The following is a 24,842-nucleotide window of genomic DNA, read 5'->3' as shown; positions in this document are numbered from 1 at the left end:
CGCCGCAAGCAGCAACAACAGGGAAGTTGCGCGGATCTTGGCATCGGCAGGCCCACAGCGGCGATCTAGCGCGAACGACGACCGCCCGGGCAGCGGCCGGGGGCGTCGGTGCGCGAGGATCAGGAGATGATCTTCCGCAACGCCTGGGGGCGACGAATCGGCGCGGGGGCCGCTCTGCTGGTCACGCTCAGCGCCTGCGTGCCGCGCGATCACGCGGGGCAGGGCGGCGACCCCACCGGTCCGCCGCCCAAGGCCACCTCCACGACGAGTCCGACCCCGTCGGCGAGTGTCGCCCCGGTGGCCGAGTGCCCGGCATCCGGTGTCCGGATCCGCTCGACCGGCGGGGACGCCGCGATGGGGCTGCGCGCCCTCGGCCTGGAGCTGGTCAACTGCGGTGACCGCCCGTACCGGCTCAACGGGTACCCGACGGTGTGGGTCCTCGACGAGCAGCGCAAGCCGATCATCCTGGCGGTGCAGAACGGGGCGAAGGACATCACGTCCGGCTACGACCAGCCACCGCAGCCGATCACGCTGCAAAAGGGCGAACGGGCCATCGCCAGCGTCCTCTGGCGCAACCTGGTCACCGACTCGACGGTGGTCGCCACCGACGGGGCGTACCTGACGGTGGCGCCCGCCGCCGGTCAGCCGGCCGAGGAGGTCGACCCGGACGGCCCGGTCGACGTGGGCAACACCGGGCGGATCGGCGTCAGCGCCTGGCGGACGCCTACGACGTGATGTCCTTGCGGGTGAAGCGCCAGAACGCCAACCCCCAGAACAGCGTCGCGTAGCTGATCGCCGAGATGGTGCCGCGTACCACGTCGTCGGTCTGCACCGGTGTGGAGAGCAACCCCAGCCAGGCGGTGCTGAAGTGGGTGGGCAGAAAGTCCCGCAGCCCGCCCAGGGCGGTGATCTGGTCCAGGATGCTGGACAGGATCCACAGCAGGACCGCTCCGCCGACCGCGCCCAGCGCGGCGTCCGTCGTCACCGACAGCAGGAACGCCAGGCCGGCCACCACCAGGAGTACGACCGCCAGGTAGCCGAGTACGGCCAGCAACCGGAGCAGCCCCTCCCCCGGCTCCAACTCGGCGGCCACTGTGCTGCGCAGCGGCGACCAGCCGTAGCGCAGGGTCCCCGCGAGCAGGGCGGTGCCGGCCAACAACACCAGGGCCAGACCCGAGTACGCGAGCGCGACCACCAGCTTCACCGTCAGCAGCCGGGCCCGGGGCACCGGGATCGCCAGCAGGTAGCGCAGGCTCCCCCAGCTCGCCTCGCTGGCCACCGTGTCGCCGCAGAACAGCGCGACGACCACCACCAGCAGGAACGACGCCGACACGAAGATCGAGAAGAGGGTGAAGTTGAGCCCGCCGGAGGTGGCCAGGTCGACGAGGCTGGCGAACTCGTTGTTGCCGTTGTCGTCGCCGCCGGAGTTGAACTGGAAGGCGATCAGGATGATCAGCGGCAGCAGCACCATGAACCCGAGCGCCAGTTGGGTCCGCCGCCGGGACGCCTGCCGGCGGAACTCCGCCGCGAAGGGCAGGGTGGCCGACGGCCGGTAGCCCCGGGCCTCACCCGCGTCGACAACAGCCATCACCGGTCACCGCTTCCCCGAGAGTTCTCGCCCACCAGGGCGAGGAACGCGTCTTCCAGGCGTCGCCGGGGCACCACCCGGTCCACCCCGATGCCGGCGCGCACCAGCTCGGCCACCACCTCGCTGCGGGCCGTGCCGTTGGTGTCCACCACCAACTGCCCGTCGCTCTCCGGCAACACCCGCACGCCGTGCAGCCGGTCCAGCACGGCCCGCGCCGCCTCCGGATCGGTGACGTCGAACAGCACGCTCGGCGACTCGCCCACGATCTCCTGGACCGGCCCGGAGGCCACGATCCGGCCCTTGTTGACCACCACCGCGTGCGTGCAGGTCTGCTCCACCTCGGCCAGCAGGTGACTGGAGACCAGCACCGCCCGCCCGTCGGTGGCGTACCGCTGCAGGACCCGGCGCATCTCGGCGATCTGCGGCGGGTCGAGCCCGTCGGTCGGCTCGTCCAGCACCAACAGCTCCGGTAGGCCCAGCATGGCCTGGGCGATGGCGAGCCGCTGGCGCATGCCGTGGCTGTAGTTCTTGATCTTCCGGTGCACCGAGTCGCCCAGCCCGGCGATCTCCAACGCCTCGTCGAAGTGCGCGTCCTCGGCCGGTCGCCCGGTGGCCCGCCAGTACGCCCGCAGGTTCGCCAGGCCGGAGAGGTGCGGCAGGAATCCCGGCCCCTCCACCAGCGCCCCGATGCGGGACAGCACCGGCGAGCCGGGCACCAGCCGACGACCGAACACGTAGATCTCCCCGGCGGTCGGCTGGGTCAGCCCCATCAGCACCCGCAGGGTGGTGGTCTTGCCCGCGCCGTTGGGCCCCAGCAGGCCCACCACCTGACCCGGGTGCACCTCGAAGTCCACGTTCGACACCGCCACGAACCCGTCCGCGTACTCCTTGCGCAGCGCGCGCACGGCCAGCGGCGTGTCCGCGTACTCCGGATGCACCGAGCGGTCCTGGCGGCGATGCCGGCGGCGGACGACGGCGACGACCACGACGAGCCCGATCACGATGGCGGCGAGCAGGCCGGCGAGCACCCAGCGCCAGACGGTCGCCGCGGTGGGGATCGGCTCGCCGTCGACCGTGGGCAGGCTGACCGCGCCGTCCGCGGCAACCGTGTAGACGGTGGGCGCGGCGGGGGTGGTGTACGCCTGGTCGGAGCTGGCGACCACCAGGCGCAGCCGGTGCCCCGCCTCGATCCGGCGGACGATCCCGGGCAGCGTCACGGTGACCGGGCGGGCGTCCTGCACCCGCTGCGGCAGGCCGGTGAGGCGGATCGGCGCGACCAGGCCGTTCGGCAGGGTCGCCGCGCCGTCCTTGTCGACGTCGTAGAGCTTGACGAAGAGCACCGCTTCGCCGGTGGGCGAGGCGGCCCGCACGGTCACGGTGGGCGCGCCGGCCACGTCGACCGCCTCGGTGAGCGGCGTCGACTCGAAACGCGCGTGCTGGCCGGGCACGTCGCCGGCCACCCCGTCGAGCAGCGAGGCGAGGCCGCCAGCGAACGGAATCGAGGAGATGGCGGCCGGGTTGCCGTTCGGCGGGTTCGCGATCGGCTGCGCCGGACCGGCGACCGCCACCTCCCGGCGGGCGTTGCCGGCCAGGCCGGGGTAGTCGGCGCGGCGGAAGCCGGTGGCGACCAGACCCCGGTCGAGCGCGTCGAACCCGGCGATCCGGGACCAGGTGAAGTCGTCGCCGGGCGCGTCGCCGTCGCCCTTGACGTAGTGGTCGAGCCACTGGACGGTCAGGAACTTCACCCGGTCGGAGTCCGAGCGCGGTCCACTGCCGCCGTCGTGCCCGCCGGTGAACCAGGCGACCCGCACCGGGGTGCCGGCGGCGGCGATCCCCCGGGCGTTCGCGTCCGCCTCGCCGAGCGGAAAGAGCGTGTCCGCCTCGCCCTGCACCAGCAGGGTAGGCGCCTTGATCCGGTCCAGCACACCGGCCGGGCTGGACCGGCGCAGCAGGTCGACGGCCGCCTGGTCGGCCCGGCCCGCGGTGGCGATCCGCAGGTACGCGGCGCACACGTCGGCCGCGAACCGCCCGCAGGACGGGTCGGCGGCACCGGCCGGTAGGCCACCGGACGCGGTTCCGGGACCCGCGCCCGGCCCCGGGCTCGGTGGACCGGCGGACGCCGGCGCTCCTTCGGGCTGGGCGGCGGTCGTACCGGCGAGCCCGGCCGGGCCGCTGCCCACGTTGCCGCCGCCGCCGAAGAAGAGGCCGGCCCAGCCCTTCTTGAACACGCCCTCGGTCGGCGCCCCGCCGGTGCTCTCCGGCAGGAAGGCGCGGGACAGGTCGTTCCAGGTGATCATGGGGACGATCGCGTCCACCCGGCGGTCCTGGGCGGCCAGCAGCAGCGCCAGGCCGCCGCCGTACGAGCCGCCGACCACGCCGACCTTCGGGTCGCCGGGGGCGTCGGTCCGCACCTCGGGCCGGGCGGCCAGCCAGTCCAGCAGCCGCTGGGCGTCGCGCACCTCGTAGTCCGGGTTGTCCAGGTGGATCTCGCCGCCGCTGCGGCCGAAGCCCCGCGCGGTCCAGGTGAGCACCGCGTAGCCGCGTCCGGCGAACTCTTCGGCGTCCGAGCGCACCGACTCCTTCGTGCCGCCGAAGCCGTGCGCCAGCAGGACCGCGGGGACCTTCCGGCCGGACGACGCGCCGGACGGGAGGTACAGGGTGGTGTCCAGGTCCACGGGGGCGTCGCCGGACGGTCCGGAGCGGACGGTGAGCATCGCGCTCTGCGTGCGGACGTCCGATCCCTGCGGCCACACCGCCCAGGTCACGGCGGCAGCCAGCAGCACGACGACCGCTGCTGCGGCGATCGTGCGGCGGCGGGTGGGCAGGGCACGCCGGAACCACGCGGCCGGCGACGGCGATCTCATGCGGCACACGGTACGGCGCGCAGCCTGAGCATTGGCTGAGATCCGCCGTACGTCCGTCCGGTTGCCCCGATCGGTGAACCGGTCTGGTGCGACCGAGCATCAGGCGTGGCGGGCCAGTGAGTTGACTTCGGATCCTGTGAATTCCGATCTTTCGCGGATATCACCCTCGATGCCTTCATGTCACACCAACGAACCGGACAGAGCGTGCCCGGAACCCTGACGAACGGTGACATCGCTCGAACTGACGCAAACCTGACTCGTCGCAACCGGCCAGCTCGCCTGGGGTTCGATTAGTTTTCCGGTCCGGTGGACGGGACTTGTCGGCGAACCCGACACCGCGCCGATCCCCCGCCCGACGCCGGAGGAGACACCCCATGACAGTCCCCGCGCCGCGGGCCCGTCGACGAACGTCCATGCTCGGCCGTTCGCTGCCGTTGCTGCTCATCGTCGCGCTGCTCGCGCCGGTCGGCACGCTCTTCGCGTCCACCTGGCGACACACCGGCGACGATCGGAGCCTGGCCGACCGGGAACGACTCGGCGTGGAGTACCTCCGCGCGCTGGCCCCGGTCACCGAGACACTGGTGGAGGCCCAGACCACCGCCGTCGCCGGCCGTCCCGTCCCCGGCGAGCCCCTGACCCGTGCCGTCGAGCAGGCCGCCGCGGTGGACGCCCGCATCGGCGGAGAACTGCGCACGCAGGAACGGTGGGCCGGGCTACGCGCCAAACTGGAGGCGCTGCGCGACCGCAGCCCCGCCGACCCGGACGCCGCCTACACCGCGTACGGCGAGGTCACCGACCTGCTGCTCGCCCTGCACCGCAAGGTCCGGGAGAGCTCGGGGCTGGGCCGTGACCCGGGCGCCGACTCCTTCTTCCTGCAGGACAGCGCCGGCCAGAAGCTGCCCGAGGCGGTGGTGGGCGCCGGCCGGCTCGCCGACCTGGGTGTGCTCGCCGCTCGACGACCGGCCGCCGAACGACCCCGGAGCCTGATGGAGATGACCGGCCTGCGGGTGGCCGCCCTGGCGCCCGCGACCGACGCGGTCGACAACCTGCGCTCCGCCGTGGACAACTCGGAGAGCACCGACCTGGGCGCCAACGTGCTGACCCCGCTCGACGCCTACCAGCGGTCGGTGGAGGCGATGGCCCTGTACTCGACGCCCAGCGCCTCCGGAACGGTGGACCAGGGCCAACTGGCCGCCACCGCGCTCAACTCGCGCAACGCCGCCCGGCAACTTCAGCCCGTCATCCTCGGCGAGCTGGACACCCTGCTCACCGAACGGATCGACGGGTTGGCCCGGGACCGGTGGCTGGCCGCCGGGGCGGCCGGGGTGGCCGCGCTGGTGCTGATCTGGCTCGCCGTACTACTGATCGCCGCCGACCGGCGGACACGCCGGCGGGCCGCCGCACCGGACGCCACGACCCCGGCCACCGCGACGACCGGCGACCCCTGGCAACCACCGGCCGCGACCGACCTCCGACCGCTGCAACCGGTGGGCGCGGCCCACGAGCCGGTCGCCGAACAGTGGGGGCCGTTCGATGCTGCTCGCTAGGCTCCGGATCCGCGGGAAGCTCGCGCTGCTCGTGGTAATTCCCCTGCTGAGCATGGTCGGCCTCGCGGTGCCCGTGGTGCTCGACCGGGTGGCCGCCGCCCAACGCGCCGCCGACATCACCGACCAGGTACGGCTCGCCAGCCGGGTCGGCAGCCTCGTGCAGGACCTCCAGCAGGAGCGCATCCTGTCGATCGGCTTCCTCCTCGGCCGGGTCGAACGCTCCGAGGTGATCCGCAAGGCGGCCGACGTGGACGACCGGGTGGCCGACCTGCGGGCCGACGGCGGAGACGCGCTGACCGAGCAGGTCGACCACGCGCTCAACGGGATTTCCCGGCTGGGCGACCTGCGCAGGGCGGTACTGGCCCGGAGCGCGAACCCCGGCCAGGTGATGGACGCCTTCGGCCCGGTCAACCGGGAGTTGATCGGATCGCTCCGGCTGGTCTTCAGTGTGGACACCGAGACGTTGCCCGGCCGCCAGGTGCTCGCCCTGGACGGGCTGCTCCGCGCCGACGAGGGCATCGGCGCCTGCGCCACGCTGAGCATCCTCGTCAAGGCGATCGGCACTCCGGACACCACCGCCGGCTACGTGGCGTGCATCGCGGCCCTCCAGGTCGACAACGCGCGCTTCCGCAGCCTGATCACGCCCGAGCAGCTCAAGGTGGCCCAGCTCAACGACGCCGCCGTGGCCGCGCGTACCAGCCCCGACTTCCTGATCACCAGCGCCCGGGACCCGGCCGGGGCGGTCCGCGACGTGCCGATGGAGGCGCTGTTCCCCGCCGTCCGCACGATGATCCGGCTCGGTCAGTTCGTCGAGAAGAAGATCGTCGCCGACGTTCTCGCCGAGGTGAAGGCCGACCAGCGGCGCGCGCTCACCGCCGCCTACCTGGTGGCCGGCGCGGCGGCGCTGATCCTGGCGCTGGTGGTGCTGCTCAGCGCGGCGGTGGCGCGTACGGTGGCCCGACCGCTGACCCAGCTCACCCGCTCCGCCGACCGGGTCGCCCGGGTCGCGGAGGCGGAGCTGGTCCGGGTCACCGACGACGAGGCGGAGAGCGCCCAGTCGGTCCGGTTGCAGCCGGTGGTCATCTCCTCCAGCGACGAGATCGGTGACCTGGCCCGGGCGTTCGACCGGGTGCAGAACACCGCCGCCCAGTTGGTCGAGCGGCAGATCGCCGGCCGGCGCAACGTGGCGCAGATGTTCGGACACGTCGGACGGCGTACCCAGAACCTGGTGAGCCGGCAGCTCGCGCTGATCGACCGGCTGGAGCAGCAGGAGGCCGACGCGGGCCGGTTGGAGCACCTGTACCGGCTCGACCACATCTCCAGCCGGCTGCGCCGCAACGCCGGCAGCCTCGTGGTGCTCTCCGGCTCGGCGGGCGCCGACGCGCACACCGCGCCGGTTCCGCTGGCCGACGTGGTCCGGTTGGCGCTCGGCGAGATCGAGGACTACACCCGCGTCGACGTGCAGGTGCCGGCGGGTGTCGCCGCCGCGCCGGCCGTCATCGGCGACCTCGTCCTGGCACTGGCCGAGCTGATGGAGAACGCGACGGTCTTCTCCCCGCCGCACACCCGGGTCGTGGTGACCGGCGAGACCTCCGGTCCGGGCGCCCGGATCACCGTGGTGGACCACGGCATCGGCATGAGCGAGCAACGGCTCGCCGAGGAGAACGCCCGGCTCACCCGGCGGGAACGTCTCGACCTCGCGCCGACCGAGGTGCTCGGCCTCTTCGTGGTGGGCCGGCTGGCTCGCCGCCACGGCTGGGAGGTGCGTCTCGCCGCCACCGTCGGCGGCGGCGTGACCGCCCAGGTGGAGATTCCCCAGGCGTCACTGGTGCTGCGCCGCGCCGACCGGGCCGGGGCGACGGTCGCGCGGGCCGCCGTACCGGACCGGGGACGACGGCTGGCTCTCGACCCCGCCCGGGGCGCTCGTGCCCGGGGGGCCGCTGCCGCGCCGGCCACCGCCGCGCCGGCCGTCGCCGCAGCCGCCGCTGGGCCAGCGTCCGGCTTCGACACGGACCTGCTCAGCCGGGCCACCCGCAGCCTGGAGTCCGGCGAGTCCTGGGACGCCTTCGGCGCTCGGGAGTCGGCGGACGCCGCCGCGACCGCCCGTACGACACCGCAACCCGCCGCCGTCGCGCAGAGCGCCACCACGGCGGGAACGTCCGCCGGCCCCCGGATCCGGCAGCGGGTGCCCGGCGCGAGCCTCTCCGCGGCCGCCGCACCCAGCCGGCCGGTCGACGCCACCAGCGCCGACCCGGACGCCGCCCGCGCGCTGGTCGAGGCGTTCCAGTCCGGCGTACGCCGGGCCGAGTCGAGCGCCCCGCCCGCCGATGGTCCCGGCGGGAACTGGTCAATGCGGACGGTCACCGACCCGCCGACCAGCGCGGGGCCCACGGCGGCGGATTCCGGCGCTACCGTCGACCTGCCCACCACCCCGGGCGGCTTCGGCCCGACCGTGGCGGACACCGGCGGCACCAACCGGGGCCGTCCCCGGCTGAGTCGGCGCGTGCCCGGCGCGAACCTGACGGTCTCACCGCCCAACCCACCAGCCAGCCCGCAGCTCGGCGACCCGGCCGAGGTGCGCAGCCTCATCACCGATTTCGAGGCGGGCGTCGCCCGCGCTCTCCGCGAAGTCAGCCCAGATCGTCGGAACGAAGAAGGATCATCACGGTGACCAGCCCCTTCCTGCACGACAACGTCGACCAGACCCAGCCGGCCGCCGCCGGGGACCTCAGCCCCGAGGCCCGCACGTTCAACTGGCTGCTGGACTCCTTCACCTCCAGCACCGCCGGGGTGTTGGAGGCGATCGCGGTCTCCTCGGACGGGCTGCTGATGGCCATGTCGGCCATCAAGGACCGCTCCAACGCCGAGCGTCTGGCCGCCGTGGTCTCCGGCATGACCAGCCTCGCCGGGGGCGCGGCCAGTTGGTACGCGCTCGGCGGCCTCAACCGGGTGATCGTCGACATGGCCGACGGATACCTGTTGATCAGCGCTATCAGCAGCGGTTCCGTGTTGGGTGTCGTCGCCGACCGCTCGGCGAACCTGGGCACCGTCGCGTACGAGATGACGCTCTTCGCCGGCCGGGCCGGCGGCGCGCTCACCCCGCGCCTGATCGCCGAGCTGAAGAACGCCGTTCAGCAGTGACTCCCGACGTCGCCGGCGAGGATCCGGACCCGGAGCCCGGGGCACGGATCCGCCCCTACCTGCGCACGCCGCACCCGGGTGGGGGCGGCGCGTCGGCGGCGCCGGAGCCGGCGCCGGGGCCGGCTCCGGACGACAGTGGCCCGGCCGGTCTGCGGCCGTTCGTGCTCACCGCCGGGCGGGTGGCCGGCGCCGATCCGGCGATCGGACTCGAGACGCAGGTGACCCGCTCCGACGTCGCCCGCTGGACGGGCACGCCGGTCAGCCTGCTGGCGCCGGAGCTTCAGGCGATCATCGCGCTCTGCGCCGAACCCATCTCGGTAGCCGAGATCTCCGCCCGGGCCCGGCTGCAGTTCGGCGTGACCCGGGTGCTGGTGGGCGACCTGCGGGCCGCCGGGCACCTGGACGTGCACGTCACCGACGCCAACGACGCCTACGACCCCGACCTCATCCTGCGAGTGATTGATGGACTTCGTGCGATCTCCTGAATGGCCGGTCGTCCCGATCGGGGGTCTCGCCGGCAACAGCGCCACCGCCCGCTACGGCGCGGCCTCCGGCACTCCTCCGGCGTCCGGACGGGCCAGCGCGCCACCGCCGACCGGGCCGCCACCTCCGTACCGGCCGCCGGCCGACACGGGACCGACCAGCCGTCCGTCGGCCGCGCCACCCGTACCGGTCAAGATCCTCGTCGCCGGTGGGTTCGGGGTGGGCAAGACCACCACGGTCGGCGCGATCTCCGAGATCGCGCCGCTGACCACCGAGGCCGAGATGACCAGCGCCGGCATCGGCGTGGACGACCCGGGCGTACGGTCGAACAAGACCACGACCACGGTGGCGATGGACTTCGGTTGTGTGACCATCGACCGCAGCCTCAAGCTCTACCTGTTCGGCACCCCGGGGCAGTCCCGCTTCGGCTTCATGTGGGAAGACCTCGCCCGGGGCGCGCTCGGCGCGCTGGTGGTCGTCGACAGCGCCCGACTGGACGACTGCTTCCCGGCGATCGACTTCTTCGAGCGGGCCGGTCTGCCGTTCGTGGTGGGGGTCAACGCGTTCGACGGGCGACTGGCCCTGGAACTCGGCGAGATCCGCTGGGCGCTGGCCATCGGCGACCATGTACCCCTGGTGCAGTTCGACGCCCGGGACCGACTCTCCGTGCGGGACGCCCTGCTGGTCGTCCTGGACCGCGCGTTGGACCGGGCCACCCGGGACAGGAAGGCCTGAGCCGACCGGCTCCGGCCGTGGCGGGAAGGGGTGATCTGGTGAGGGGCGACCTGGACGAGACGCTGGCCCGGCTGGCCCGGCGCGAGGAGGCGCTGCGCCGGCGGGCCGACGACCGTGACGGCACCACGCCACCACCGGGCCCGACCGCCGCGCCGGGCGTCACCGCGCCGGCCCGCAACGCCGGGCCAGCCCGGCACGCGGAACGGCACGACCCCGCCGACGACGCCGGGTGGGGGCCGGTCGAGGAGGTGACCGAGGCGGTACGCCAGGTCGTCGGCGCGTACCCCGGGCTGGCGGTGACCGTCCGGGTGGAGCACGACGGTCGGACGTACCCGCTGCGGATCTCCTGGGACGGCCCGGACGTGACGGTCGGCCCGGAGCCGCCGGCGGCCCCGGTGGAACCCCCGCCGTCCTGGCCGCTCTCCGGGCGGACGGTCCCGTCGTGGGCGTCCGGCCCGGACGGGTTGACGCCGGACCCGGCGGCCCGCCTGGCCGAGTTGATCCGAAGCGACCCGTCGCTGCTGGACGAGTTGGATCCGCGGCGCTGAACGGCGTGACCGACTGACGGGTACTACGGTCGGGCGGTGGCCCCACCCGACCTGACCCTGACAGCGAGCCTTCGACCGGCCGCGCTGGACGCCCGACGGGGCATCGTGCGGCTGCACCCGGAGGCGCTGACCGCGCTGGGTCTGCGACCGGGCTCGCCGGTGCGGCTGACGGGTCGCCGGGAGACCGCCGGGATCGTGGCGGCGGCCGGGGCGGGCGCGAGCAGCGCCCTGCTCTACGCCGACGACCTCACGCTCGGCAACCTGGGCGTACGGGACGGCGCGTCGGTGCGCGTCTCGCCGCTGCCGCTGACCCCGGCGGCCCGGGTCACCCTGGCCGGGCCGGTGGAGGTGATCGCGGCGGTCAGCCCGGAGATGCTCCGGCTCGCCCTGCTCGGCAAGGTGGTCACGGCCGGCGACGACGTGTCGCTGCTGCCGCAGGACGTGCTGCCGGACGCGTCGACGCGCGGTCTCGTCGAGGCGGCCCGGCGCAGCCTCGCCACCAGCGTCGGCTTCGCCTGGACGAGCACCCTGCTCACCGTGGTCACCGTCGAGGAGTCCGCCGGGTCGCTGGTCACCATGGACACGGTGGTCGCCTGGGAACACGGTCCGGCCACCCTCGGCGCGCCACCACCGGCCGGGCGGCCGGGGACGGTCGACGCCGTCGACGAGACGGACGCGCCCGACGTGGACGAGCTGCCGGGGTTGCGCGCCCAGGCGGACGAGTTGACCGAACTCCTCGACCTCGGCTTCCACCACCGGGAGGTGCTGGGCCGGCTGGGCACCACCATCTCGCTGGGCGTGCTGCTCTCCGGACCGGCCGGCTCCGGGAAGTCGGCGCTGGTCCGGGCGGTCGCGGCCCGGGTGGGTGCCCGCGTACACCCGCTGTGGGCGCCCGAGGTGGTCGCGCTGGCCGACCAGGCCGCCGCCGACCGGCTGCGCGCCGCCGCGACGGCGGCCCGTACCGCCGGGCCCGCAGTGCTGCTGATCACCGACGTCGAGGCGGTGGCCCCGCCGGAGGAGCCCGGTCCGCTGGCCACGGTGTTCCGGCAGGTGCTCGCGGAGGTCGTCCGGGCGGGGGTCGCCGTGGTCTGCACCACCAGCCGACCGGAGGCCGTCGACGTGGCGCTGCGCGCCCCGGACCTGCTGTCGCTGCGGATCAGCGTGCCGCTGCCCGACGCGCCCCTGCGCCGCGAACAGCTCACCGTGCTGACCCGGCAGGTCCCGCTCGCCGACGACGTGCGGCTGGACGAGGTGGCCGGCCGTACCCCCGGGTTCGTCGCGGCGGACCTGGCCGCGCTGGTCCGGGAGGCCGGGGTACGCGCGGCGCTGCGGCAGAAGTCCGCGTCGACGCCCACGGTGTCGATGGCCGACTTCACCGCCGCCCTGGAGGTGGTCCGGCCGACGACGATGGCCGCGTCGACGTTGGAGTTGGCGTCGGTGACGCTTGACGACGTCGGCGGACTGGACGAGGTCAAGCAGACGTTGACCGAGTCGGTGCTGTGGCCGTTGACCTACCCGGACACCTTCGCCCGCCTCGGCGTGCAGCCACCGCGCGGCGTGCTGCTCTACGGACCGCCCGGTTGCGGCAAGACGTACCTGGTCACCGCGCTCGCCGGGTCGGGCCGGGCGAACGTGCTCTCGGTCAAGGGCGCGGAACTGCTCTCCAAGTGGGTGGGCGAGAGCGAACGCGCCGTACGCGAGCTGTTCCGCCGGGCCCGGGAGGCCGCGCCGACGCTGATCTTCCTGGACGAGGTCGACGCGTTGGCCCCGGTACGCGGGCAGGCCACCGACGGCGGCACCACGGATCGGGTGGTCGCGGCGCTGCTCACCGAACTGGACGGGGTGGAGGCGCTGCGCAACGTGGTGGTCGTCGGCGCCACGAACCGGCCGGACCTGGTCGACCCGGCGCTGCTGCGGCCCGGCCGGCTGGGGCGGCTCGTCTACGTGCCACCACCGGACGGTGCGGCCCGCGCGGAGATCCTGCGGGCCGCGTCCCGGAACGTGCCGCTGGCATCCGACGTCGACCTGGCCGCCCTCGGCGCGGACCTGGGCGGCTTCTCGGCCGCGGACTGCGCCGCCGTGATCCGGGAGGCGGCACTCGCCGCGATGCGGGAGTCGCTGGCCGCCGCCACGGTCACCGCCGCGCACGTCGCTACCGCCCGCGACCGCGTCCGCCCGTCGCTGGACCCGGCGCAGGTCGCCTGGCTGGCCGCGTACGCCGCCGAGCGGGACTGAGCATCGCTCCAACCTTCTGGGGTACGCGGAGCGTTACCAGGGCAGCACATTCCTCAGTGGAGAAATCCACTCGACGACTGGCGGTGACCCTCTTGCGCAGGCTGCTCTCTCTTATCGTCGTCCCGCTGATGGCGGCGACAACCCTCGCCACGGTCGGTCCGGGCGCGAACGCCCAACCGAGGACGTCGTTCCCGTCCCGGATCGCCCTGCCCGACGGCTACTCCCCTGAAGGGCTGACGATCGGCCGGGGCACCACCGTCTACGTGGGCTCGGTCGGCAACGGGGCCGTCTGGCGGGGCGACCTCCGTACCGGACACGGTTCGGTGTTCATCGCGGGCGCTCCGGGGCGGGAGAAGGCCGGTCTCAAGCTCGACCCGCAGGGCCGGCTGTGGACCGCCGACTTCTCCGCCGGCACGGCGAGCGTCTACGACGGTGCGACCGGCGGGCAACTGGCCAACTACCGGTTCACCGACGAGCCGGGCAGCATCGTCAACGACCTCGTGGTCACCCGGCACGCCGTCTACTTCACCGACTCGGCCCGGCCGGTGCTGTACGTCGTACCGCTGCTTGCGGGTGGTCGGCTGCCCGCCGCCACCGCCGCCCGGGTACTGCCGCTCACCGGCCCGGCCGCCACGCCAGACGCGTTCAACAACGGGATCGTGGCGCTTCCCGACGGGGACCTGCTGGTCGACCAGATGTTGACCGGTCGGCTGGTCCGCGTCGACGCGCGCACCGGCGCCAGCCGCGTCGTCGACCTCGGCGGCTACTCGGTGGACCGGGCGGACGGGCTGGTGCTGCGCGGTCGCACCCTCTACGTGATCCGGAACCTGAGCAACGTCGTCGCGGTCGTCGAGCTGAACGCCGCCGGCACCGCCGGGGTGGTCCGGCGGGAGATCACCAGCCCGGCGCTGCGGTCGCCGGCCACCGGCGACCTGCTCGGCTCGGCGCTCTACGTGGTCAACGGCCGGTTCGACGTCGAGCCCGGCCCGACCGTCGACTACGACGTCGTACGACTGCCCGCCTGATCGGACGGTCGGCGGTGGCCCCGGCGGGGTCGCCGCCGATCCGTTCCGCTCAGCGAGCCGGCGGCGTCGAATCCAGGCAGATTTCGGCGTGCACCTTTCCACCATCTGAGCGCAGTTTCGCACCGCATTTCTCGAGGATGGCGAGCGCGCCGACATTGTCCGGCGTCGTCTCCGCGACGACCGCACGCATTCCGGCGCGGGCGGCGACGTTGAGCAACTCACGCAGGGCGGCCGCGCCGATGCCCTGGCCCCGCGCCGAGAGGCCGAGCCACATGCCGGTCTCCACCGTGCCCGGTTCATCACAGCGCGTCATCCGGATCATGCCCACCACCTCGCCGCCGACGAGGATCGCGTACATCTGCGAGCCGGTCGGGCCGTCCAGGCCGGCGAAGCTCGCCCGGTGGAACTCGCGGAAGGCCTCCCGGCGGGCGAGCGACCAGCCGGCGGGCGCCTCCACGGGAGGCATCACCTCACCCGGCTCGGCCTCGGCAGCCGCTACGGAGAGCAACGGCTCCAGATTCCGCTCGTCCACCGGCTCCAGCCGGACCGCACTCGCCACGTGCCGCAGTCTGCCGGCCCCATCGGCCGAAGTCCACCCCATTGGGCAGCGGATGGCGGTCCGGCCACGGGTACCGGCCGGTCGGGCGGTTCGCGTGTTTCTCCTCACGCTCCGTCGTTATTTGGCCTATGGCCCGAACTCGCAGAACACCACCGAGGCGTCGTCGGTGGGCTTGTGCCGGCGGAGCCGATCGGGATGTTCGCGCTCGGCGTCCCGTACCCGGCCGAGCAGCGCGGCCGGGCCTTCGGCGCTCAGCAGGTCGAGCAGTCCCGCCCAGTCGGTCAGCCCGAACTGCTCGACCGCGCTGGACGCGCCGTCGCTGAGCAGCGCCGCCCGGCGCAGGGCCGCCGAACCGTGCCGGGGCAGCGTCCCGGTCACCGCGTGGAAGGCCGCGTCCGGGTCGGCCGCCGCGACCCAGTAGCCGTGCGTACGGTTCATCCGCTCCCGCTGGACGCCCACCGCGTGCCGGAAGCGCGCGACCGGGTCCGACGCGCCCGCCGGCACGGTGGCGAGGGTCTGCCGCAGCTCGGCCACCGCGGTGTCCAGCCGGTCGTCGGTCACCACACTGACCTGGCCGTCCAAATCGAGCACCAGCGGACTGTCGCAGAGCACCAGGTAGTCGACCTGATCGCCGCGGTCGCGCAGCAGGCAGACGGTGCTGGACGGGGTGCCCGGGTGGTCGAGGTCGCACTGCCCGCCGTGGTCGGCCCGGACGGCGAGAATGGCCGCGGCCAGGTTGCTGGTCAGGCGGGCCGCCGGACGGGCCGCCTCCGCCACCGCGAGCCGGGCGGCCAGGTGTCGGACGTACCACTCCGGGCCGTGGACGCAGCCCGTGTCGAAGCCGTCCGGGACGGTGGCGCCGTCCAGGACACCGACCAGCGGACCGAACTGGAAGACCACGTCCTCGTTGACGGGCCGACCAGGGGCCGGCGCGGACGCGGAGCGTACCCGCATCATCAGCAGGACCCTGCCGCGTTCGTACCCCTCATGGCCCGCTCCCTCCGTTGACCCGTGCCACGGTGACGAGACGGGCGTCGCGTACCCGCGCGCGCGAACTCCATTCCTGCGCTGCCGGGTGTCGCGGCGGCCCGGCGGTACCGTCGTCCCGCCGGCGCCAGCGACACCGTCAGCGGCGGCGGTTGCGGGCCCGCGACGAGCGCAGCCGGCGGAGCCGGCCGATCAGCACGGGATCGGCGGCGAGCGCCGCCGGATTGTCCAGGAGGCCGTTGAGCAGTTGGTAGTACCGGGTCGAGGAGACGCCGAAGGTGTCCCGCACGGCCTGTTCCTTGGCGCCGGCGTGCCGCCACCACTGCTGCTCGAAGGCGAGGATGGCCTGTTCGCGGGTGGTCAGGCCCGCCTGTGCGGGGACGGGCGGGGCAGGCGTCGCCTCGTCCGACGACGCGGTCCCGGCCGGCTCGCCCTCGTCGGTGCTCTCGACGGAAGGCGCGGCCCGGGGAGTCGGCACGCTCGGCGCGACGCCGCCGGCCGCCTCGGCCGGACGAGCGTCGGTGGACGGCTCGGGGGCGACCGGGGTGGCGTCGGCGGACATGACGTTCAGCCTAGTCAGCGACGGCCATGGTCGCAGTAGCCGGCGCGGCCGGCCCCGCACGTCGGGACACCCCGACGGTCGGAGCCGGCCACGTTACGCCGTTGACGTGTCGATCAGGAGATGTCGCGGCGACGCATCGCCCAGATCGCCGCACCGAGGATCACCACGAGCCCGACCGAGAAGATGGCGGAGGACTGCTGCCAGGTGATGTCCATCGTCTCCGGCTTGCACTCGCCGAAGTAGGTCGCGTTGCAGGACTGCCAGTTCTCCAGCGTGACCGTCTTCGTCATCCAGGCCAGCGCGTACGTGGGCAGCAGCCACGCCTCGGCGAACTTGACGCTCGCCATCGACAGCAGGATGCCGAGGCCGAACTGGCCGACAACCATCAGCGCCACGACACCGCCGAGGGCCATCGCGGTGTGCCGGCCCAGCGAGGCCAGCGCGAAGCCGATGGTGGTGATCACCAGCACCAGCGCCACACCGCGCAGCCCGGTCAGGGCGAACGACTGCCAGGCCCCCGAGGTCATCTTCTCGGTGCTGCCCCGGAAGCTGGCGACGGCCCAGAAGCCGGCGAACCACAGCACCGCGGCGGGCAGTGTCACCGCCAGGATGCCGGTGAGCAGCGCGGCCAGCTTGGTGAGCAGTACGGTGAGCCGCTTCGGCCGCCAGAGCAGCAGGTTCATCATGCCGCCGGTGCTCCACTCGGCTCCGATGAAGGACGCGCCGATCACGAACCCGACCAGGGCGAGGATCGCCGCGAACGGGACCAGTGTCTCGTCGAACGTCTTGCGGAAGTTGAACGTCGACGGCAGGAACCACTCCGCCTTGATCTCCTCGCGCGGCGGCGGAGTGATCATCGAACAGTCGTCGGGGTAGCGGCCGTCGCTCGAGGTGCCGGCCTTCTTGGCCTGCTCGCAGTTGACCCGCTCCTGCTCGCTCCAGCGGACCTGATCCTGGTACTGCTGGTCGGCCTGCCGCTCGGCCTTGGCGAGCTGGCCGGCGTCGATCTTCTGGTTGGTGAAGAAGACGCCGACCACCACGGCGGCCAGCACCAGCAGGCCGAGCAGCGTCATGTAGCGGGTGAAGCGCCGCTTGGCCAGCCGGCGCAGCTCCGTCCGATAGAGGCTCACGCGCCCCACCCTCCTCCGGTGGCGCCGGGCTGACCCGTCCCACCGACCTTCATGGACTCGTCGACCTGCCGGTGCTGGCCGGGGACCGGCGCGGTGGCGGTCAGTTCGAGGAAGACACTCTCCAGGTCGACCGCGATCGGGGCCAACTCGCTGACGTACAGGTTCTGCTCGGCTAGCAGCCGGGTCACCGACGCCGGCTTGTCGACGCCGGTCAGCATCAGGTGGTCCGGGTGCCCGGTGACCCGGATGCCGGCCCGGGTAAGGGCCTCGGTGGCCGTCGGCAGGTCACTGACCGCCTCCAGGCGTACCCGGACCGCGCCGGACGAGTGCTGGGCGAGCACCTCGTCGACCGGGCCGAAGGCGACCCGTCGACCGAGCGAGATGATGGTGACCGAGTCGCAGATGAGCTGGATCTCGCCGAGGATGTGGCTGGACAGCACCACGGTCATCCCGGACTCGGCGAGATTGCGCATCAGCGTGCGCATCTCGCGGATGCCGCCCGGGTCGAGGCCGTTGGCCGGCTCGTCGAGGATCAGCAGCCTCGGGTTCTTGAGTAGGGCGGACGCGACGGCGAGCCGCTGCTTCATGCCCAGCGAGTACGTCTTGACCCGCTCGCCGGACCGGTCGCGGAGCCCGACCAACTCCAGCACCTCGTCGACCCGCGTGGCGGGCACCTCGCCCGCCCCGGCCAGCAGGGACAGCGTGTCCCGTGCGGTGAAGTGCGGGAAGAACTGCGGGCTCTCGACGATCGCGCCGACCTGACCGGCGACGGTGGGCAGCGCGGCGGGCACCTCGTGCCCGAGCAGCGCCATCCGTCCGCCGTCGGGCCGGATCAGGCCGAGAAGCGTACGCAGCGTGGTGGTCTTGCCGGACCCGTTGGGACCCAGGAAGCCATGCACCTGCCCCGCGTCGACCTGCATGTCGAAGCCGTCGAGCGCGTTGCGGGTGCCGCGTCGACGACTCTTGTACGTCTTACGTAGACCTTCGATCTCCAGGACAGCTGGCAAGCTGCACCTCCCCCGATGGTGGGCGTGACAGCCGACACCATACGCGGTATGCAGCGGTGCGCAATACCCGGTATGCAGTGACACGCCGGTCGATGCGTTTCATCGACGGAGCGTGACCGTTCAGGCGCAGACGACCTGCACGCCGGCCGCCCGGAAGGCGTCCACCACCTCGGGCGCGGCCCCGGAGTCGGTCACCAGCGTCTCGACCCGCTCGACCGGGCAGATCCGGGCGAAGGCGTGACCGCCCAGCTTGGACGAGTCCGCGATGATCACGACCCGCTTGGCGCGCGCGACCATCAGGTTGTTCATGGCCGCCTCTCCCTCGTGGTGGGCGGCGGCGCCGAGCTGCGGGTCGATCGCGTCCACGCCGAGCAGGGCGACGTCCAGGGTGACCTCCCGCAGCAACGCGCCGCCGAGCGGGCCGACCAGCTCGAACGACTTCGGACGCACCACCCCGCCGGCCACGACCACCTTCATCCGGGACCGCACGAGAAGCTCGTTGGCGATGTTCAGCGCGTTGGTCACCACGGTGAGCTGGGCGCCCTCGGCACTGGTGTTGAGATCCGGCCGGACGGCCAGCGCCCGAGCAACCTCCGTGCTGGTGGTGCCGCCGTTGAGGCCGACCACGGTTCCGGGCGTGACGAGCGCCGCGGCGGCAGCGCCGATCCGCTGCTTCTCGGCCGAGTGCTTGGCCGTCTTGTAGCGCAGCGGCAGGTCGTACGAGACACCGTTGGCGACCGCGCCACCCCGGGTTCTGGTGATCATCTGCTGCTGGGCGAGCTGGTCGAAGTCACGCCGGATGGTCGCCTGGGAGACGTCCAGCCGCTCGGCGGCCGCCTCGACGCTGACCCGACCGTTGTCGGTCAGCATCTCCAGCAGGGCGTTCCATCTGGCGTACCGGTCCACCTCGGGGGCCCCTCCCAGTAACTGCACGGTCGGTGATTGATTGCGTGCACACTAGTGCGCGAAACTAGGCTGGCGCAAAAGGCTGGCCTGCGCGATCGGCCGGCCGGTTGCCACGACCACCTCGGTTCGCGCAGAATAACGCGCGAAATACGGCCCTTACGAGCCGTATTGCGCAGACAGGTCGGCCCTGCGAGGAGTTACTCATGGCGTACGTGGACGCGGAGATCGCGAGCCAACCCGACTGTTGGCGGGAGGCCGCGTCGCTGTCCAACGCCGCACGTGACGACCTTCCGCGCCCCGGCGAGCGGGTCGCCGTCGTCGGTTGCGGCACGTCGTGGTTCATGGCGATGGCGTACGCGGCCCGCCGCGAGCAGGCCGGCCAGGGCGAGACCGACGCGTTCCAGGCGTCCGAGTTCCCCGCCGGCCGCCAGTACGACCGGCTCATCGCGATCACCCGCTCCGGCACGACCACCGAGGTGCTGGAACTGCTCGCCGCGCTGCGGGGGCGTACGCCCACCACCGTCATCGTCGGTGACCCGGCGGCGCCCGCCGTCGACCTGGCCGCCGCCGCGGTGACCATGGCCTTCGCCGACGAGCGCTCGGTGGTGCAGACCCGTTTCGCGACGACCGCGCTGGCCCTGCTCCGGGCGAACCTCGGCGACCCGGTGACCGCGCTCGCCGCCGACGCCGAGGTGGCGGTGCGTTCCCCGCTGCCGATCGACCCGGCCACCATCGAGCAGGCCACCTTCCTCGGTCGCGGCTGGACGGTCGGCCTCGCCCAGGAGGCCGCGCTCAAGTGCCGGGAGGCGGCCACCTTCTGGGCCGAGGCGTACCCGGCGATGGACTACCGGCACGGTCCCATCTCGGTCGCCGCGCCGGGCCGGCTGGTCTGGGCGTTCGGCGATTTGCCCGACGGGCTGCCCGAGGACGTCGCGGCCACCGGCGCCGCCTTCGTGCACAGCCGCACGCACGGTTGGCGCACGGTGCTCGGGAGCTGGTCGGCCGGTCGTACCCCGGTCGACCCGATGGCCGACCTGATCCTGGCGCAGCGATTCGCGGTCGCCCTGGCGACCAGCCGTGGCCTCGACCCGGACGCGCCACGACACCTGTCCCGGTCAGTGGTACTGGCGTGAGCGGTGCTGGGCGCGACGACCGGGTGGTCGTGGCGTTGGACGTCGGCGGCACCGGCATGAAGTGCGCCCTGGTCCGGCCGGACGGCGTGGCGGTACGCGCCGAACGACACCCCACCGACGCCGCGCGCGGGCCGGCCGCCGTGGTCGACACCATCCTCGGCGTGGCCGAAGGGCTGGCCGCCAAGGCCCGCGCCGACGGCTTCACCCCGGTCGCCATCGGCATCGCGGTCCCCGGGGTGGTGGACGAGGCGCGCGGGGTGGCGGTGTGGTCGGCGAACGTGGGCTTCCGGGACGTACCGCTGCGGGACCTGGCGGTGCGACGGCTCGGGCTGCCCACCGCGCTCGGCCACGACGTGCGCGTCGGTGGTCTCGCCGAGGCCCGGCTCGGGGCCGGACGCGGCGCCGACCACGTGCTCTTCGTGGCGATCGGCACCGGCATCGCCGCCGCGCACGTCGTCGGCGGCCTGGCCGCCGTCGGCGCGCACGGCGCGGCCGGCGAGATCGGCCACATCATGGTCCGACCCGACGGTCCGCGTTGCGGATGCGGGCGGCCCGGCTGCCTGGAGGCGGTCGCGTCGGCGTCCGCGATCGGCCGGCGCTACGCGGAGCTGGCCGACGGCCGGCCCGACGCTCCGGTGACGGCTGCCGCCGTGGCCGAACGGGCGGCGGCCGGCGAACCGCTCGCCGCCGAGGTCTGGCGGTCGGCCGTCGAGGCGCTCGCCGACGGCCTGGCCACCGGGCAGGCACTGTTCGACGTGACGACGATCGTGCTCGGCGGCGGTCTCGCCCAGGCGGGCGACCTGCTGCTCGTCCCCCTCCGGGCGGCGCTGCACGAGCGGATGACCTTCCACCGTGAGCCGCAGCTCGTCGCGGCCGCCCTCGGCGACGAGGCCGGCTGCCTGGGGGCCGCCCTGCTCGCGCTCGACACCCTGGCCGCCGACCGTGCTTGACCAACAGGAGGAACGATGACCGAACGGGTGAACGGCCGAGTGGTGACCCCGACCGGTGTCATCCGGCAGGGCTGCGTCGAGTGGGACGGTGAACGGATCACCGCGGTGGCCGAGTACCCGTCGGTCCGCGACGGGCACTGGATCCTGCCGGGCTTCGTCGACATGCACACGCACGGCGGCGGGGGCCACACCTTCACCACAGGGGACGCCGACCAGGCCCGCGCCGCGGCCGCCTTCCACCTGGGACACGGCACCACCACGCTGCTGGCCAGTCTGGTCAGCGCGCCCTTCTCCGTGATGCGCTCGGCCACCGAGGCGTTCGCGCCGCTGGTCGACGAGGGTGTGCTGGCGGGGGTCCACTTCGAGGGTCCCTATCTCTCCGCCGCCCGCTGCGGCGCGCAGAACCCCGAGTACCTCCGGGACCCTTCCACCGAGGAGCTGTCCGAGCTGATCGAGCTGGGCCACGGCGCGGTCCGGATGGTCACCCTCGCGCCGGAGCGCGACGGCGCGCTGGAGGCGATCAAGCTGCTCACCGCGCAGCGCGTGGTGGCCGCCGTGGGTCACACCGACGCCACCTACGAGCAGACCCAGGCCGCGATCGCCGCCGGGGCGAGCGTGGGTACGCACCTGTTCAACGGCATGCGTCCGGTGCACCACCGCGAACCGGGCCCGGTGGTGGCCCTGCTGGACGCGTCCACCGTGGTCTGTGAACTGGTCGCCGACGGCGTACACCTGCACGACGGCATGCTGGCCTTCACCACCACGACCGCCGGCCCCGACCGGGCCGCGCTGATCACCGACGCGATGGCCGCCGCCGGAATGGCCGACGGCGAGTACGAGCTGGGCGGGCAGGCGGTGACCGTCGCCGACGGGGTGGCCCGGCTCGCCCGCGACGGCGCGATCGCCGGCAGCACGCTGACCATGGACGCGGCGCTGCGGCACGCCGTGCATGCCGGCATCCCGATGGCCGACGCCGCCCGGATGGCGGCGACCACCCCGGCCCGCGCGATCGGCCTGGGTGACCGCGTCGGCGCCCTCCAGGTGGGTCTCCGCTCCGACCTGGTCGTGCTCGACGACGACCTCAACGTGGTACGGGTGCTGCGCGGCGGTTCCTGGGTGGAGTGACGCGGATCGTGCCCTCCGGCGAGCGCCTGCGCATGCCTGTCGGAGAGCCTGTCGAGCTGCCCCAGATACGGGACGGGAGGGCACCGAAATCGAACCCGGCAGCAGCAGCCAACTCGACCCGACACATCGCGCCCCACATCCGGGGCAGCTCGACAGGGCATGAGGAAGGGGCCTGGTACCTCTCGCGGCGCAGCCCGACCGTGACGTCAGCCCATCGGCCGTGACGTCAGCCCCGATGGACGCGCGCGCTGGCGATCAGCTCAGGCTGGGGACGTCGACGCCGAGGATGGCCTGTTCGTCGGGGCGATGCACCAGCACGTCGGCCAGGTACGACTGGACCGCGTGTCGCATCCCCACGTCCCGGCCGGCCTGCTCGGAGAGCAGCCACTTGTGCTCGATGATCTGCGCGAACAGCTCCTGCGGCTCAAGCTTGCGCCGCAGGTGCGCGGGCACGGCCCGGACCACCGGCTCGAAGACCTCGGTGAGCCAGCGGTGCGCCGCCTGCTGCTCGTCGGTCAGATCGCTCTCCGCGCGGTAGGCGTCCAGGTCGTTGAGCAGCTTGCGGGCCTGGTTCTCCTCGGCGTCCAGACCGGTGAGCCGCAGCAGCCGCCGCGTGTGGTAGCCGGCGTCGACGACCTTCGGCCGGACCAGGTAACGCCCGTCCGCAGCGCTCGACATGGCCACCTCGGCCACGTCGAACCCCAGGTCGTTGAGGCGACGGATCCGGCCCTCGATGTCGTGCCGCGCCTGTCGCTCGATCGCCTGCTCGTAGGTGATCTCGTGCCACAGCCGCTCGTACCGCTGCACGACCTCCTCACAGACCAGCTCCGGGTCGATGGACTCGTGCAGCAGGCCGGCGGCCTGCAGGTCCAACGCCTCGCCGAAGATGTTCACCCGGGCGATCTCCAGGTCCTCGCCGCGCTGCCCGTTGGAGAGCGAATTGTGCAGCGCACCCGTCTCCGCGTCGACCAGGTAGGCGGCGAAGGCCCCCGCGTCCCGGCGGAACAGCGTGTTCGACAGCGAGCAGTCTCCCCAGAAGAAGCCGGTCAGGTGCATCCGCACGATCAGCGCCGCGAGCGCGTCGAGCAGCCGGCTCATCGTCTCCGGCCGAAGGGTGTGCGAGAAGAGCGCCCGGTACGGCAGGGAGAACTGGAGGTGCCGGGTGATCAGCACCGATTCGAGGGGCTCCCCGTCGTCGGCCTGCCGGTCGGCGACGACCGCCACCGCCTCGACCGAGGGAAAGTCGATCCGCTCCAACGCCCGCAGCAGGTCGTACTCCCGCTCGGCGATCCGCTCGCGGGTCTCCTTGAAGGCGTACACGTAGTCGCCCAACCGGACGAACCGGACGATGTGCCGGGAGATGCCCTGCGGCAGGGCCACCAGGTGCTGGGCAGGCCACTCTTCCAGCGGTGTCGACCAGGGCAGGTCGAGCAGCGCCGGGTCGACGAGGGCAGACGTGATCCGCACGGGGACAAGCATGACGGGTAACCCCCCGCCTCCGCCGCACATCGTGGTTGGGCCCACAGCGCCGCACCTCCCGGTCTCGCGCCGGGCCGGTAGCGTGGTCGCGTGCTCAAACCCACGGGTGTACGACGTGACCTGCGGCTTCGGCCCGTCCGCCCGGCCGGCTGGTGGTTCGACGCCCTGCTGCTGGCCGGTTTCGGGGCGGTGACCCTGGCGCTGGCCAACGGGGCGCTGCTCGGGCTGGACCTCGCGGTCCGCGAATGGGCCTACGCCCACCATCCGGCGCCGATCTACTGGACGGCGCGGGTGTTGAACTTCCTCGGGCAGGGCGGCTGGCTGCTGATGCCGATCGCCGGGGCGCTCGGGCTGGCGGTCGCGTGGCGTTCCCGCACGGTTCGGCCACTGCTGCTGCTGGCGGCGGCGTTCGTGCTGCTGTACCTGACGGTCGGCCCGCTCAAGATCCTGACCGATCGGGCAGCGCCCAGCTCGGATCTGCCGCCGGGTGAGTCCGTCCGGATCTTCAACGACCTGCCGCCCACCGAGTACGACCTCTCCTATCCGTCGGGGCACGTCGCCAACGCGATCGTCTGGTACGGGGTGATCGCCGTGCTGCTGACCGCGCTGACGGCCGGGCGACTGCACCCGAGCGGGTACCGCCTGATCCGTTTCGCACCCCCGGCGATCCTGCTGGTCACCACGACATACCTGAACTTCCACTGGCTCACCGACGGCGTCGCGGCACTGCTGCTCGGCGTCTTCCTGGACCGGCTGCTGCACCGGGTGCCGTGGGACGATCTGCCGCTCCCCGGCCGGTTACGTGAGTGGGACCGCCCGTTCACGTCGTACCCCTAGG

At 73.3% G+C, this 24,842-nt stretch carries 22 protein-coding genes; 13 read left to right on the top strand and 9 right to left on the bottom strand.

Annotation, left to right across the window (positions count from 1 at the left end; all coding sequences use genetic code 11):
* The first annotated feature begins 126 nt into the window (after nt 1-126).
* On the top strand, nt 127-735 hold the full coding sequence (locus AB0I89_RS20490; RefSeq protein ID WP_357128885.1) for a DUF4232 domain-containing protein: 609 nt from the start codon (nt 127-129) through the stop codon (nt 733-735).
* On the opposite strand, the gene AB0I89_RS20485 is transcribed toward AB0I89_RS20490, so the two are convergent.
* Both AB0I89_RS20485 and AB0I89_RS20480 read right to left on the bottom strand, forming a co-directional pair.
* Complete coding sequence (locus AB0I89_RS20485; protein WP_357128882.1) at nt 725-1,588, bottom strand: ABC transporter permease; 864 nt, start codon at nt 1,586-1,588, stop codon at nt 725-727. The genes AB0I89_RS20490 and AB0I89_RS20485 overlap by 11 nt on opposite strands.
* Nucleotides 1,588-4,452: an alpha/beta fold hydrolase gene (locus tag AB0I89_RS20480; RefSeq protein ID WP_357128879.1), complete on the bottom strand. Its 2,865-nt coding sequence runs from the start codon at nt 4,450-4,452 to the stop codon at nt 1,588-1,590. Before AB0I89_RS20480 ends, AB0I89_RS20485 begins: the two co-directional genes overlap by 1 nt.
* Before the next feature lie 374 nt (nt 4,453-4,826).
* On the opposite strand from AB0I89_RS20480, the gene AB0I89_RS20475 reads away from it, so the two are divergent.
* The 8 genes from AB0I89_RS20475 (at nt 4,827) to AB0I89_RS20440 (ending at nt 14,166) form a co-directional block, all read left to right on the top strand.
* Nucleotides 4,827-5,999 carry a hypothetical protein gene (locus AB0I89_RS20475; RefSeq protein ID WP_357128876.1) on the top strand — a complete coding sequence of 391 codons (1,173 nt, stop codon included), beginning with the start codon at nt 4,827-4,829 and terminating at the stop codon, nt 5,997-5,999.
* Nucleotides 5,986-8,670, top strand: a complete 2,685-nt coding sequence (locus AB0I89_RS20470) for a nitrate- and nitrite sensing domain-containing protein (RefSeq protein ID WP_357128873.1) — start codon at nt 5,986-5,988, stop codon at nt 8,668-8,670. Before AB0I89_RS20475 ends, AB0I89_RS20470 begins: the two co-directional genes overlap by 14 nt.
* Complete coding sequence (locus AB0I89_RS20465) at nt 8,667-9,140, top strand: roadblock/LC7 domain-containing protein (protein ID WP_355050923.1); 474 nt, start codon at nt 8,667-8,669, stop codon at nt 9,138-9,140. Before AB0I89_RS20470 ends, AB0I89_RS20465 begins: the two co-directional genes overlap by 4 nt.
* Nucleotides 9,137-9,625, top strand: a complete 489-nt coding sequence (locus tag AB0I89_RS20460; protein ID WP_357128870.1) for a DUF742 domain-containing protein — start codon at nt 9,137-9,139, stop codon at nt 9,623-9,625. Before AB0I89_RS20465 ends, AB0I89_RS20460 begins: the two co-directional genes overlap by 4 nt.
* Nucleotides 9,603-10,358 (top strand): ATP/GTP-binding protein, encoded by a 756-nt coding sequence (locus AB0I89_RS20455; RefSeq protein ID WP_357128867.1) that lies wholly within the window; start codon nt 9,603-9,605, stop codon nt 10,356-10,358. The genes AB0I89_RS20460 and AB0I89_RS20455 overlap by 23 nt, the downstream gene beginning before the upstream one ends.
* A gap of 38 nt (nt 10,359-10,396) precedes the next feature.
* The gene (locus tag AB0I89_RS20450; protein ID WP_357128864.1) at nt 10,397-10,906 is read left to right on the top strand and encodes a hypothetical protein; all 510 of its coding nucleotides are present in this window, start codon (nt 10,397-10,399) and stop codon (nt 10,904-10,906) included.
* Nucleotides 10,907-10,942: 36 nt separating this feature from the next.
* Nucleotides 10,943-13,141, top strand: a complete 2,199-nt coding sequence (locus AB0I89_RS20445) for an AAA family ATPase (protein ID WP_357128861.1) — start codon at nt 10,943-10,945, stop codon at nt 13,139-13,141.
* A 128-nt stretch (nt 13,142-13,269) separates the two neighbouring features.
* Complete coding sequence (locus tag AB0I89_RS20440; protein ID WP_357128858.1) at nt 13,270-14,166, top strand: superoxide dismutase; 897 nt, start codon at nt 13,270-13,272, stop codon at nt 14,164-14,166.
* A 49-nt stretch (nt 14,167-14,215) separates the two neighbouring features.
* Here AB0I89_RS20440 and AB0I89_RS20435 read toward each other — a convergent pair whose 3' ends face one another.
* The 6 genes from AB0I89_RS20435 to AB0I89_RS20410 all read right to left on the bottom strand — a co-directional run bounded on the left by AB0I89_RS20435 (nt 14,216) and on the right by AB0I89_RS20410 (nt 19,317).
* On the bottom strand, nt 14,216-14,725 hold the full coding sequence (locus AB0I89_RS20435) for a GNAT family N-acetyltransferase (RefSeq protein WP_357128855.1): 510 nt from the start codon (nt 14,723-14,725) through the stop codon (nt 14,216-14,218).
* Between the two features lie 126 nt (nt 14,726-14,851).
* The gene (locus AB0I89_RS20430; RefSeq protein WP_357128852.1) at nt 14,852-15,682 is read right to left on the bottom strand and encodes a hypothetical protein; all 831 of its coding nucleotides are present in this window, start codon (nt 15,680-15,682) and stop codon (nt 14,852-14,854) included.
* A 169-nt stretch (nt 15,683-15,851) separates the two neighbouring features.
* Nucleotides 15,852-16,274, bottom strand: a complete 423-nt coding sequence (locus tag AB0I89_RS20425) for a DUF3263 domain-containing protein (RefSeq protein ID WP_357128849.1) — start codon at nt 16,272-16,274, stop codon at nt 15,852-15,854.
* Nucleotides 16,275-16,387: 113 nt separating this feature from the next.
* Nucleotides 16,388-17,404, bottom strand: coding sequence for an ABC transporter permease subunit (locus AB0I89_RS20420; RefSeq protein ID WP_357128846.1), 1,017 nt, complete (start codon nt 17,402-17,404; stop codon nt 16,388-16,390).
* Nucleotides 17,401-18,411 carry an ATP-binding cassette domain-containing protein gene (locus AB0I89_RS20415; protein WP_357128843.1) on the bottom strand — a complete coding sequence of 337 codons (1,011 nt, stop codon included), beginning with the start codon at nt 18,409-18,411 and terminating at the stop codon, nt 17,401-17,403. The genes AB0I89_RS20420 and AB0I89_RS20415 overlap by 4 nt, the downstream gene beginning before the upstream one ends.
* A 120-nt stretch (nt 18,412-18,531) precedes the next feature.
* On the bottom strand, nt 18,532-19,317 hold the full coding sequence (locus AB0I89_RS20410) for a DeoR/GlpR family DNA-binding transcription regulator (RefSeq protein WP_053654382.1): 786 nt from the start codon (nt 19,315-19,317) through the stop codon (nt 18,532-18,534).
* Between the two features lie 203 nt (nt 19,318-19,520).
* On the opposite strand from AB0I89_RS20410, the gene AB0I89_RS20405 reads away from it, so the two are divergent.
* From AB0I89_RS20405 to nagA, 3 genes are read left to right on the top strand one after another with little or no spacing between them, the layout of a single operon-like run.
* The gene (locus AB0I89_RS20405) at nt 19,521-20,450 is read left to right on the top strand and encodes a sugar isomerase (protein WP_357128839.1); all 930 of its coding nucleotides are present in this window, start codon (nt 19,521-19,523) and stop codon (nt 20,448-20,450) included.
* Complete coding sequence (locus tag AB0I89_RS20400) at nt 20,447-21,400, top strand: ROK family protein (RefSeq protein ID WP_357128836.1); 954 nt, start codon at nt 20,447-20,449, stop codon at nt 21,398-21,400. The genes AB0I89_RS20405 and AB0I89_RS20400 overlap by 4 nt, the downstream gene beginning before the upstream one ends.
* A gap of 15 nt (nt 21,401-21,415) precedes the next feature.
* Nucleotides 21,416-22,525, top strand: coding sequence for an N-acetylglucosamine-6-phosphate deacetylase (gene nagA, locus AB0I89_RS20395; RefSeq protein ID WP_357128833.1), 1,110 nt, complete (start codon nt 21,416-21,418; stop codon nt 22,523-22,525).
* A gap of 255 nt (nt 22,526-22,780) precedes the next feature.
* Here nagA and AB0I89_RS20390 read toward each other — a convergent pair whose 3' ends face one another.
* The gene (locus AB0I89_RS20390) at nt 22,781-24,004 is read right to left on the bottom strand and encodes a DUF4032 domain-containing protein (RefSeq protein ID WP_357128830.1); all 1,224 of its coding nucleotides are present in this window, start codon (nt 24,002-24,004) and stop codon (nt 22,781-22,783) included.
* A 90-nt stretch (nt 24,005-24,094) separates the two neighbouring features.
* Between AB0I89_RS20390 and AB0I89_RS20385 the strand changes: the two genes are divergently transcribed.
* On the top strand, nt 24,095-24,841 hold the full coding sequence (locus AB0I89_RS20385) for a phosphatase PAP2 family protein (RefSeq protein ID WP_357128827.1): 747 nt from the start codon (nt 24,095-24,097) through the stop codon (nt 24,839-24,841).
* The last annotated feature ends 1 nt before the right edge of the window (nt 24,842 follow it).

Source organism: Micromonospora sp. NPDC049801 (genome assembly GCF_040656575.1).
Lineage (GTDB): Bacteria > Actinomycetota > Actinomycetes > Mycobacteriales > Micromonosporaceae > Micromonospora.
The sequence above is the reverse complement of the archived record's forward strand: the minus strand, read 5'-3'. Positions and strand labels throughout refer to the sequence as shown.

Bases quoted from the DNA above. Each gene is read 5' to 3' on its own strand.
- AB0I89_RS20390 (WP_357128830.1), bottom strand. From the start codon at position 24,004: ATGCTTGTCCCCGTGCGGATCACGTCTGCCCTCGTCGACCCGGCGCTG.
- AB0I89_RS20475 (WP_357128876.1), top strand. From the start codon at position 4,827: ATGACAGTCCCCGCGCCGCGGGCCCGTCGACGAACGTCCATGCTCGGC.
- AB0I89_RS20430 (WP_357128852.1), bottom strand. From the start codon at position 15,682: ATGATGCGGGTACGCTCCGCGTCCGCGCCGGCCCCTGGTCGGCCCGTC.
- nagA (WP_357128833.1), top strand. From the start codon at position 21,416: ATGACCGAACGGGTGAACGGCCGAGTGGTGACCCCGACCGGTGTCATC.
- AB0I89_RS20480 (WP_357128879.1), bottom strand. From the start codon at position 4,452: ATGAGATCGCCGTCGCCGGCCGCGTGGTTCCGGCGTGCCCTGCCCACC.
- AB0I89_RS20485 (WP_357128882.1), bottom strand. From the start codon at position 1,588: ATGGCTGTTGTCGACGCGGGTGAGGCCCGGGGCTACCGGCCGTCGGCC.
- AB0I89_RS20440 (WP_357128858.1), top strand. From the start codon at position 13,270: ATGGCGGCGACAACCCTCGCCACGGTCGGTCCGGGCGCGAACGCCCAA.
- AB0I89_RS20455 (WP_357128867.1), top strand. From the start codon at position 9,603: ATGGACTTCGTGCGATCTCCTGAATGGCCGGTCGTCCCGATCGGGGGT.
- AB0I89_RS20470 (WP_357128873.1), top strand. From the start codon at position 5,986: ATGCTGCTCGCTAGGCTCCGGATCCGCGGGAAGCTCGCGCTGCTCGTG.
- AB0I89_RS20425 (WP_357128849.1), bottom strand. From the start codon at position 16,274: ATGTCCGCCGACGCCACCCCGGTCGCCCCCGAGCCGTCCACCGACGCT.
- AB0I89_RS20490 (WP_357128885.1), top strand. From the start codon at position 127: ATGATCTTCCGCAACGCCTGGGGGCGACGAATCGGCGCGGGGGCCGCT.
- AB0I89_RS20405 (WP_357128839.1), top strand. From the start codon at position 19,521: ATGGCGTACGTGGACGCGGAGATCGCGAGCCAACCCGACTGTTGGCGG.